The sequence below is a fragment of the Pseudomonas sp. P5_A2_2 genome (assembly GCF_054177685.1).
In genome coordinates this window covers 1-9057 of the sequence record NZ_JBGCUL010000118.1, presented here as the reverse complement: position 1 = coordinate 9057, position 9057 = coordinate 1, and the positions used below count along the sequence as shown (strand labels likewise).

Here is a 9057-nt window from a genome sequence, read left to right as displayed (position 1 = left end):
CTCCATGGCCCGGCCCATGGCCGCGTGGTCATGGGCGAACCAGGCCTCCAGGCGCATGCGGTAGGAGCAGCCCTGGCGAAAGGTGAACACCGAACGACCTTGCACATCCAGCGCGCTGCGCACGGGTGGATGATCGGCCTCGCTGATCAGCACCAGCCGCTCGTCGCACAAAGGCACTCCGTCGAGCCCGGCCAGTTCCATGGGGCCATCCACCAGCGCCGCATCGAGTCGTCCGGTGAGCAGGCCTTCGAGCAATTCACCGCTGGGTCCGGATTGCACTTGCAGGTTCACGGCCGGATACAAACGGTGGTAGCGCGCCAATAGCCCCGGAAGGTGAATCGCCGCCGTGCTGTACATGGTGCCGAGCACGAAGTCGCCCGCCGGTTGCCCGCCCTGCACTGCCGCGCTGGCTTCGTCGCGCAAGGCAAACAGCTTGGCGGTGTAGTCCAGCAGGACTTTTCCCGCAGGCGACAACTGCAAGCGCTGACGTTCGCGCAGGAACAGTTCGACACCCAGTTGCTCTTCCAGCTGTTTGAGCCGGGTCGACAGGTTCGACGGCACTCGATGCAGCCGTTCGGCGGCCCGGGTGATGGACCCTTCTTCCGCCACCGCCTGGAAGATGCGCAATTGGCTGAATTCCACGGCATTCTCCAAAAAAGAACAAGTTACTCACTATTATTCATTTTTAAAGAAAGTCAATCAATCCTAGCCTGACGGTCATCGATCCTCTAAACGGAATCCAGACCATGTCTCCCTTGATTCGCTTATCCGCCAGTTTCGTTGCCCTGATGATGGCCATGGGCATCGGCCGTTTTGCCCTGACACCGCAACTGCCGCACCTGCTCAGCGAGGGTCAGATCGACCTGACCGCAGCCGGACTGATTGCCGCCGCCAATTACCTCGGTTATTTCATCGGCGCGGTGGACGCCATGTTCTCCCGGCGTCCCGCGCAAGTGCACCGACGCTTGCTCGGCGGATTGTGGCTCTGCGTACTGCTGACCCTGGCGTCGTTCTGGGCCAATGGTTTCTGGTCGCACCTGCTGCTGCGCTTCGGCACCGGTGTGGCCAGCGCCTGGGTGCTGGTGATGATCACCGCCCTGAGCCAGCCGCTCGCGGCAGCGGCCGGTCGCCCACGATTAGGCGCCCTGGTCTTCGCCGGACCGGGTTTGGGAATTTTTCTGACCGGCTTGCTAGCTCTGGGCTCGAATCTGCTGGGCCAGACTTCCGCTACCTTGTGGCTGGTGTACGCCGCCGCAGGGCTGGCGATGCTGCTGGGGATCCTGCCGTTCCTGCCACAACCGAGCGCAACCGCGACTGCTGCGCCCAGCGCCATCGCATCGCACACCCAAGGCATCGCTCGTCTGGGCTGGATCTACGGCTTGTACGGATTGGGCTACATCATCCCGGCGACCTTTCTGTCGCAGATGGMCAACGCACAATTCCATGGCCAATGGCAGGCCGACCTGTTCTGGCCGTGCTTTGGCCTGGCGGCTGCCACGGGGGTGCTGCTGGTGAGTCTGCGTCGCCAAAGGCCGGGAGCAACGCGCCACTGGTTGATGGCGACGTTATGGCTGCAAGCCGCTGGCGTGTTCGCCTGCCTGCTGGGCAACGGGCCAGGTCTGGCGTTGGGTGTGATCCTGTGCGGCACGCCATTCCTGGCCTGCATGCAACTGGTGATGCAACGCTCCCGGGAACTGGCGCCCCACGCTACCCAGCGCAATGCCGGCCTGCTGACGGCCTGCTTCGCCGTGGGCCAATTGAGCGGGCCATTGCTGGCGGCGCTGAGCAGTCATTTCAGTGGCGGTTTACAACCGGCGCTGGTGGTCGCCGGTTGCGGCTTGCTGATCGCCGGCGGTCTGTTGCTCGCGCCGTTCAGTGCTGACCGAGGGCTTTGCGCAAACGACGGCGTAACCACTGCTCAGCGCTGACAAAGGTGATGCCCGCCAACACCAGCACTGCACCGATGACGAAGTTCAGGCTCAGCACCTCGCCCAGCAGCACCACACCGAACGTGACGCCGAACAACGGCGTCATGAACGAAAACACTGCGAGGTTCGCCGCCAGGTACCGGCGCAGCAGCCAGAACCAGATCAGGTAACTGAAGAACGACACGACCACGCCCTGAAACAGCACACTGGCGACCGCTACAGTGGTCAGGCTGACATGGGTGATCTGGCCGCTGAGCAGCGCAATCAACAACAATCCGAAGAAACCGACTATCAACTGATAGAACAGCGTCAGGGGCACTGGCGCTTCCGACAGGCGCGAGGCGCGAACCACCACCGTGGTCGCGCCCCAGGCCGCGCCCGCCAGCACACCCAGGGCATCGCCCATCAACATGCGGTAATCAAGGTTGTCCCAGGACACCCCGCCGGCAAACGCGATGGCAATCCCGATAAAAGCCAGGACAATCCCCAGCCATTGCAACGGGCGCAAACGCTCACTGGGCAGCAACCAGTGCACACCCAATGCGGTAAAGATCGGCGCGGTGTAGAGGAACACCGACATGTGCGCCGCCGTGGTCAGTTGCAGGCCTTCGGAAATGAAGAAGAACTCCAGGGCGAACAAGGCACCGGCCAACAAGCCGCCGCGCCAGGTCGTACCCACCTGGCTCCAGCCGCCCTTCCAGCAGATCAACAACCCGACCAGCAACGCCGACATGCCGGAACGTCCGGCCGCCTGCATCACCGGCGCGATATCGGCCGCCGCCCACTTGATCATCACTTGTTGAACGCCCCAGACCAGGCACAACCCGACCATCACTTGCAGGGCAAACCCGTCGGCGCTGCGCCGGGTGGCGCTCACCGGAACACCTCGAAGACACAATCCATGGCAACGACTCGGCAGTAAAAGCAAAGCCCCGGCCTTCTCGTTGAAAAGAACACACCGGGGCGAAAAATCATGTTGTCGATTATTAACCAGAAGGCCAGAAAATGCCGCCCGCCAGAGACCTCTACTTCTCTGCTTGCGCCATCCTGGCCCTCTGTCTTGTCAGCGCATCAACTGAGCTCAATGCGATCGGCATGAATGACAATCTGGCCATTCTTGTACAACGCACCGATGGCCTTCTTGAAGTTGCCCTTGCTGACACCGAACAGGCTGCTGATCAACGCCGGATCGCTCTTGTCGCTGACCGCCAGGGTGCCGTTGTTTTCGCGCAACCTGGCGAGGATCTTCGAGTTCAGGCTGGTGGCCGCTTCCTGGCCGACCGGTTGCAGGCTCAGACTGATCTTGCCGTCGGCGCGAACTTCCTTGATAAAGCCCTTTTCTTCTTTACCGGCGCGCATGAACTTGAAGATTTCATTCTTGTGGATCAGGCCCCAATGCTTGTTGTTGATGATGGCCTTGAAGCCCATGTCAGTGGCTTCGGCCACCAGCAAGTCCACTTCCTGACCGGCGGTGTAATTGGCCGGGGTCTTGTCCAGGTAGCGGTCCAGGCGCGCGGTCGCGGTGATGCGACGGGTGTGTTTGTCGAGATAGACGTGCACTACCACATATTCGCCCGCCGTCATCTGGCGCTTCTCTTCGGAGAACGGCAGCAACAGGTCTTTCGGCAACCCCCAGTCCAGGAATACACCGATGCTGTTGACTTCAACAACTTTCAAACTGGCGAATTCACCGACTTGAACTTTCGGTTTTTCAGTAGTTGCGATGAGTTTGTCATCGCTGTCCAGATAAATAAAAACGTTGAGCCAGTCTTCATCTTCGCTAGGAATATCTTTTGGAATATAACGATTAGGCAGAAGGATTTCGCCATCCGCACCACCGTCCAGATATAAACCGAAGTTAGTGTGTTTAACCACTTGCAAACTGTTGTAACGCCCGACTAAAGCCATGTCCAATACCCTCATTGCGTGGGCGGCATTCTACCCGGTTTTAGGCGCCGCGTTCGGCAGCCGGCCCGGTGGCGCGAGAAAATCCTCTGAAACCCTTAATTTTTCCGGGTTTTCATCCCGCGCCCGGCCGCTCGTCAGGCCGTTCCGGGCATTTACGCCATGCCCTGGCAAGCGTGACGCGGTATTTTGTCAGGCAATGTTATTAGTTAAAACAGCGGCTTAGGTGCATATTTCGAATATTGGCCGGCGACTGATTACCCCGTCCTCACGAATATGCCGAGGGGATATTTGCCAAGCAATTATCAGGTAATTCCTGTACGATGCCTGGCCAAGTTAATTTTCTACAGGTTAATGGCCGCCATGCGCGTAAAAGCATCCACCAGCAAAGCAAAGCCAGCTCCAGCCGTCGAAACCAGCGAATCGATCAACAGCCAGATCGCTGCGTTCCTCAAGTCCGGCGGTGAAATCCAGCAAATTGCCAAAGGCGTCAGCGGCCAGACATTCGGCCCGTCCAAGCAGATCACCCTGGGCAAAAAGTAATACCCTCGCGTCACCTGGTCCCAAAGCGCTTTGAGCTTCGAAGCGCTTGGACTGGAACCCTCGTTTCTCCCCTGCGCCACGCCATCAAATCCGTTGGAAATCGACGAACGGCCTTCATTGCCGATCATTCGCCGGTATCCTTGCACGCGTCTGGATCAAGCGTTCCAGCGGGCTCAACAGCCTGCCTTCGCGGTTCATGGAGTGACGCATGTTCAAACCTTTCTATCTCTCGGCATTGCTCGCCAGCCTGCTGGCCTGCTCCGTAGCCCACGCACAAATCTTTCAGCGTGAGCTGGGGGGCTTCGACCTCAAGCTCGGCACCACCCCCACCCGCAGCATGGCCCAGGGCCTGGTCAAACCTTCGGCCGTCGGCTCGTTTCATGGCGGCCTGGACCTGAGCCACGACAGCGGTTTCTACGTGGGCCAATGGTCGCCCAGCATGGGCATCAGCCCGGGCAAAAACCTCGAGCTCGATTCCTACATGGGCTTTAAACAACCCTTCGACCAAACCCTCGGCTACGAAGTGGGCCTGATCCGCTACAGCTACCCCGAAGTTACGACCCCTGACAGCCAGGAACTGTTCGGCGGCCTGACCTTGCTCGGCAGCCGTTTCGGCATCGCCTTCAGCAATGACCCGGACAAACAGAACAACACCCTGTTCGCTGACTTGAGCGGCAATCAACCGTTCGGTGTCGGCATCAGCCTGAAATACACCACCCACCAATTCAATACGCCAGTGGCGGTGGATAGAGGGAACGTAGGCAGTTTTACCGATTGGTCGCTGAAATTGTCCCGCCCGTTCATGGGCATCGACCTCGACCTGATCTACAGTGACTCCAGCCTGAGCGGCAGCGGTTGCTCGGCCTATGCCGGGCACAACAGCCAGTGCGACGGGCTGGTGACGCTCAAGGCCGAACACGCGTTCTATTGATCGGCTGAACTGCCGGACTCCTCCCGGGTTCACATGAGAATCAGCCCCCGAAAGCTGGCTTTCGCAAGGATTCGTCCATGTCCCGCTGGTTCAAACATATCGCGGTTGTGTTGACCATTGCCCTCGCCCTCGGCGCGTGCAGCCGCGTGGGCCTGGCCTACCGCAATCTCGATGTGATCATCCCGTGGACGCTCAGCGACTACCTGGACATGAACGGCGAGCAAAAAAGCTGGCTGAACGAACGCCTGAAGGAACACCTGAGCTGGCACTGCACCACTCAATTGCCCGGCTACCTCGACTGGCTGGACCGCCTGCAAACCATGATCGCCACCAATCAGGTTACCGATGCCGCCTTGCAGGCCCGCGCCCGTGAAGCCGAGCAGGCGATCGCCGAGATCGCACGGGAGATCACCCCGTCGGCCATCGAGTTGCTGCAAGGGCTGGATGACAAACAAGTCGCCGAAATGAACCAAGCCTTTGCCAGGGATCAGCGCAAACGCCAGGAAGAATACCTCAAGCCTTCCCTCGACCAGCAGATCAAGGAGCGCGGCGCGCGCATGGAGAAGCGCTTGAATGACTGGCTCGGGCCACTGAGCACCGCCCAGCAACAGCGGGTAGCCACATGGTCCAGCGCCTTGGGCGAGCAGAACACCCAGTGGCTTGCCAACCGCGTCCATTGGCAGAAGCAGTTCAGCGCAGCTGTTGCCCAACGCCAGAGCCCCCAATTCCCACAACGCATCGAGACACTTCTGGTCAATCGCGAGAGTTTGTGGACGCCCGCCTATCGTCAGGCCTTTGCCAACACCGAGGCCCAGGCGCGTTCACTGTTCGTGGATCTGATGGCTGAAAGCACACCGAACCAGCGCGCGCGTTTGCTGAAGAAAATTGAAGGTGTGAGGAAGGACTTCAGCGACTTGAAGTGTTTAAAAACGGCGAAACAAAGTTAAGCCCCACACAATTCCCCTGTGGGAGACCCTATGGTTGAGGTGAAGCCTTCAGCCGGGCTTCTGCTGACGACTGACAGGCGGCATGTCGAATTCCACGCAAGCCAAACGACTAGGCTGTGTAAGTCACCTCCCCGCCCCACGCAGGAGAAAACAACATGAACATTCAGCACCATCCCGTCGTATCGCAGGAAGAATGGCTCGCCGCCCGCAAACAACACCTGGCCCACGAAAAAGCCTTCACCAGGGAAAGGGACAGACTCAGCGCCGAACGCCGCGCCCTGCCCTGGGTGAAAATCGACAAGGACTATCGCTTCCAGGGGCCCAATGGCGAACTGAAACTGGCAGACCTGTTCGGCGGCCGCAGCCAGTTGGTCATCTACCACTTCATGTTCGCCGAGGGTTGGGACGAGGGCTGCCCCGGTTGCTCGTACCTGAGCGATCACATCGACGGCGCCAATCAGCACCTGGCCCACCATGACGTGGCCGTGGTGGCGGTTTCCCACGCACCGTTCGCCGAATTCCAGGCCTTCAAGCGGCGCATGGGCTGGAAGTTCGACTGGGTGTCGTCCGATGGCTGCGATTTCAACTACGACTTTGGCGTCTGTGCCCGGGCCGAAGACGTAGTCGCTGGAAAGGCTACGTACAACTACGAAAAAACCGACGGCGCCGAGGAGGAACTCCCTGGTCTCAGCGTGTTTTATCGCAATGACGCCGGCGAAATTTTCCATACCTACTCCACCTATGCCCGGGGCCTGGACATGCTGGTCGGCGCCTACAACTACCTCGACCTGACGCCCAAGGGCCGCAATGAGGAGGAGATCATGGAATGGGTGCGGCATCACGACAAATATGAGGAACAGGAGAAGTCAAGCTGCTGTCATGGTGGTTAGCCCCAGACACCGAGGCGCGGCCTTCGCGGGCAAGCCACGCTCCCACAAATTTTGTGTCGTACACAAGATATGTGTTCACACCAGGCTCCTGTGGGAGCGGGCTGGGCGCACATAAAAAACCGGACATCAGTCCGGTTTTTTTTGGTCACGGCATCGGCTTACTCAGCCGCTGGCGCTTCCGGCTTGCGGCGCTTGAGCGGGGCCATGCCGTCCTTGCTGACCAGCGAATCGGTCTTCGGCCGGTTGGCGCTCTTGCGCTTGGTCGGGGTCTTGGCGGCGGTTTTCTTCTTGTCGCCCTTGGCGTCGGTCTTTTTCTTCTTCACGCCGACGGCCTTGCCCGAAGCCTTGACCTTTTTCGGTCCGCCGTAGGTGCCTTTGACTTCCTTGATGGTACGACGCTCGAAGCTCTGCTTGAGGTAGCGCTCGATGCTCGACATCAGGTTCCAGTCGCCGTGGCAGATCAGCGAGATGGCCAGGCCATCGTTACCGGCGCGACCGGTGCGACCGATGCGGTGCACATACTCGTCGCCGCTGCGCGGCATGTCGAAGTTGATCACCAGGTCCAGACCGTCCACGTCCAGGCCGCGAGCGGCGACGTCGGTGGCCACGAGGATTTTCACGCCGCCCTGCTTCAGGCGGTCGATCGCCAGTTTGCGATCCTTMTGATCTTTCTCGCCGTGCAGCACGAACGCTTTGTATTCCTGCGCCACCAGGCGGCCGTAGATACGGTCGGCCATGGCCCGGGTGTTGGTGAACACGATGGCCTTCTGGTAGGTCTCGTTGGCCAACAGCCAGTTGACGATCTGTTCTTTGTGCTGGTTGTGGTCAGCGGTAATGATTTGCTGGCGGGTGGTGTCGTTCAGCTGACTGACTGCGTTGAGCTGCAAGTGCTCAGGGTTGTTCAGGACCTTGGCGATCATCTCGCGCAGGCCCGAACCACCGGTCGTAGCGGAGAACAGCATGGTCTGCTGGCGGCTGGTGCACTCGTCCACCAGACGCTGCACGTCTTCGGCAAACCCCATGTCGAGCATGCGGTCGGCTTCGTCGAGCACCAGCACTTCGACTTCCTTGAGGTCAAGGTTGCCGGCGTTCAGTTGCTCGATCATCCGGCCCGGCGTACCGATCAGGATGTCCGGCACCTTGCGCAGCATGGCGGCCTGGACCTTGAAGTCTTCGCCGCCGGTGATCAGGCCGGACTTGATGAAGGTGAACTGCGAGAAGCGTTCAACTTCTTTCAGGGTCTGCTGGGCCAGTTCGCGGGTCGGCAGCAGGATCAGGGTCTTGATGCTGACGCGGATTTTCGCCGGGCCGATCAGACGGTTGAGGATGGGCAAAACGAATGCAGCGGTTTTGCCGCTACCGGTTTGCGCCGTCACCCGCAGGTCACGCCCCTGGAGCGCCAGCGGGATGGCCGCGGCTTGCACAGGCGTTGGCTCGACAAATTTCAGCTCGGCCACGGCTTTGAGCAGGCGTTCGTGCAGGGCGAATTGGGAAAACACGGGTGCTACCTCGAAGAAATGCAAAAAAACAGCTGCATAGGGTAACGGTTTCGAGCGCTCAGGCCGAGTTTCTTTATACAAATGGCGGTAAACAGTTGGTTTTTTGTTGCCTGATTTTTCTTCAAACGTAATACAAAGCGTCTTAAATGCTCTAATCCCCTCTCGCGCCTTATAGAAGAATCGTTTTCGACCATGGATATCAAACAGCTCTGGACCAACGTCCTGGACCTTTGGGGCGCCCTCGACCAGCACCCGCTCGTGCATTCCAGCCTGTCGCTGTTGTTGCTGCTGGCAATTGCGCTGTTCCTCGGACGGGTGGCGCGCTACCTCATACTGCACGCGGCGAAAATGCTCGGCCGCCAGCCGGCCCTGCACTGGGTCAATGATTTCCTGCAGAACAAGGTGTTCCATCGC

General features: G+C 59.6%; 9 protein-coding genes and 1 pseudogene. 6 read left to right on the top strand and 4 right to left on the bottom strand.

Features of this window, described 5'->3' with window-relative positions; all coding sequences use genetic code 11:
• Window positions 1-642, bottom strand: a 642-nt coding sequence (locus ACXRVY_RS10690) for a LysR family transcriptional regulator (protein WP_458237366.1), incomplete at its 3' end; no start/stop codon positions are given.
• A 104-nt stretch (window positions 643-746) separates the two neighbouring features.
• On the opposite strand from ACXRVY_RS10690, the gene ACXRVY_RS10685 reads away from it, so the two are divergent.
• Window positions 747-1928 (top strand): MFS transporter, encoded by a 1182-nt coding sequence (locus ACXRVY_RS10685; protein WP_458237365.1) that lies wholly within the window; start codon window positions 747-749, stop codon window positions 1926-1928.
• Here the strand turns inward: ACXRVY_RS10685 and ACXRVY_RS10680 are convergent.
• Both ACXRVY_RS10680 and ACXRVY_RS10675 read right to left on the bottom strand, forming a co-directional pair.
• Window positions 1873-2805 carry a DMT family transporter gene (locus tag ACXRVY_RS10680; RefSeq protein ID WP_223462120.1) on the bottom strand — a complete coding sequence of 311 codons (933 nt, stop codon included), beginning with the start codon at window positions 2803-2805 and terminating at the stop codon, window positions 1873-1875. The genes ACXRVY_RS10685 and ACXRVY_RS10680 overlap by 56 nt on opposite strands.
• A gap of 194 nt (window positions 2806-2999) precedes the next feature.
• Window positions 3000-3836: a CvfB family protein gene (locus tag ACXRVY_RS10675; protein ID WP_015096329.1), complete on the bottom strand. Its 837-nt coding sequence runs from the start codon at window positions 3834-3836 to the stop codon at window positions 3000-3002.
• Window positions 3837-4187: 351 nt separating this feature from the next.
• On the opposite strand from ACXRVY_RS10675, the gene ACXRVY_RS10670 reads away from it, so the two are divergent.
• The 4 genes from ACXRVY_RS10670 (at window position 4188) to ACXRVY_RS10655 (ending at window position 7144) form a co-directional block, all read left to right on the top strand.
• Complete coding sequence (locus ACXRVY_RS10670) at window positions 4188-4376, top strand: hypothetical protein (protein ID WP_015096330.1); 189 nt, start codon at window positions 4188-4190, stop codon at window positions 4374-4376.
• A 208-nt stretch (window positions 4377-4584) separates the two neighbouring features.
• On the top strand, window positions 4585-5307 hold the full coding sequence (locus ACXRVY_RS10665; RefSeq protein WP_223462117.1) for a TorF family putative porin: 723 nt from the start codon (window positions 4585-4587) through the stop codon (window positions 5305-5307).
• A gap of 77 nt (window positions 5308-5384) precedes the next feature.
• Window positions 5385-6254 (top strand): DUF6279 family lipoprotein, encoded by an 870-nt coding sequence (locus ACXRVY_RS10660; RefSeq protein WP_223462115.1) that lies wholly within the window; start codon window positions 5385-5387, stop codon window positions 6252-6254.
• A 155-nt stretch (window positions 6255-6409) separates the two neighbouring features.
• The gene (locus ACXRVY_RS10655) at window positions 6410-7144 is read left to right on the top strand and encodes a DUF899 domain-containing protein (RefSeq protein WP_223462113.1); all 735 of its coding nucleotides are present in this window, start codon (window positions 6410-6412) and stop codon (window positions 7142-7144) included.
• A gap of 158 nt (window positions 7145-7302) precedes the next feature.
• Here the strand turns inward: ACXRVY_RS10655 and ACXRVY_RS10650 are convergent, their stop codons facing one another.
• Window positions 7303-8643, bottom strand: a complete 1341-nt coding sequence (locus tag ACXRVY_RS10650) for a DEAD/DEAH box helicase (RefSeq protein ID WP_458237364.1) — start codon at window positions 8641-8643, stop codon at window positions 7303-7305.
• A 192-nt stretch (window positions 8644-8835) separates the two neighbouring features.
• Between ACXRVY_RS10650 and ACXRVY_RS10645 the strand changes: the two are divergent.
• Window positions 8836-9057, top strand: a pseudogene (locus ACXRVY_RS10645) (mechanosensitive ion channel family protein); the annotation flags it as partial.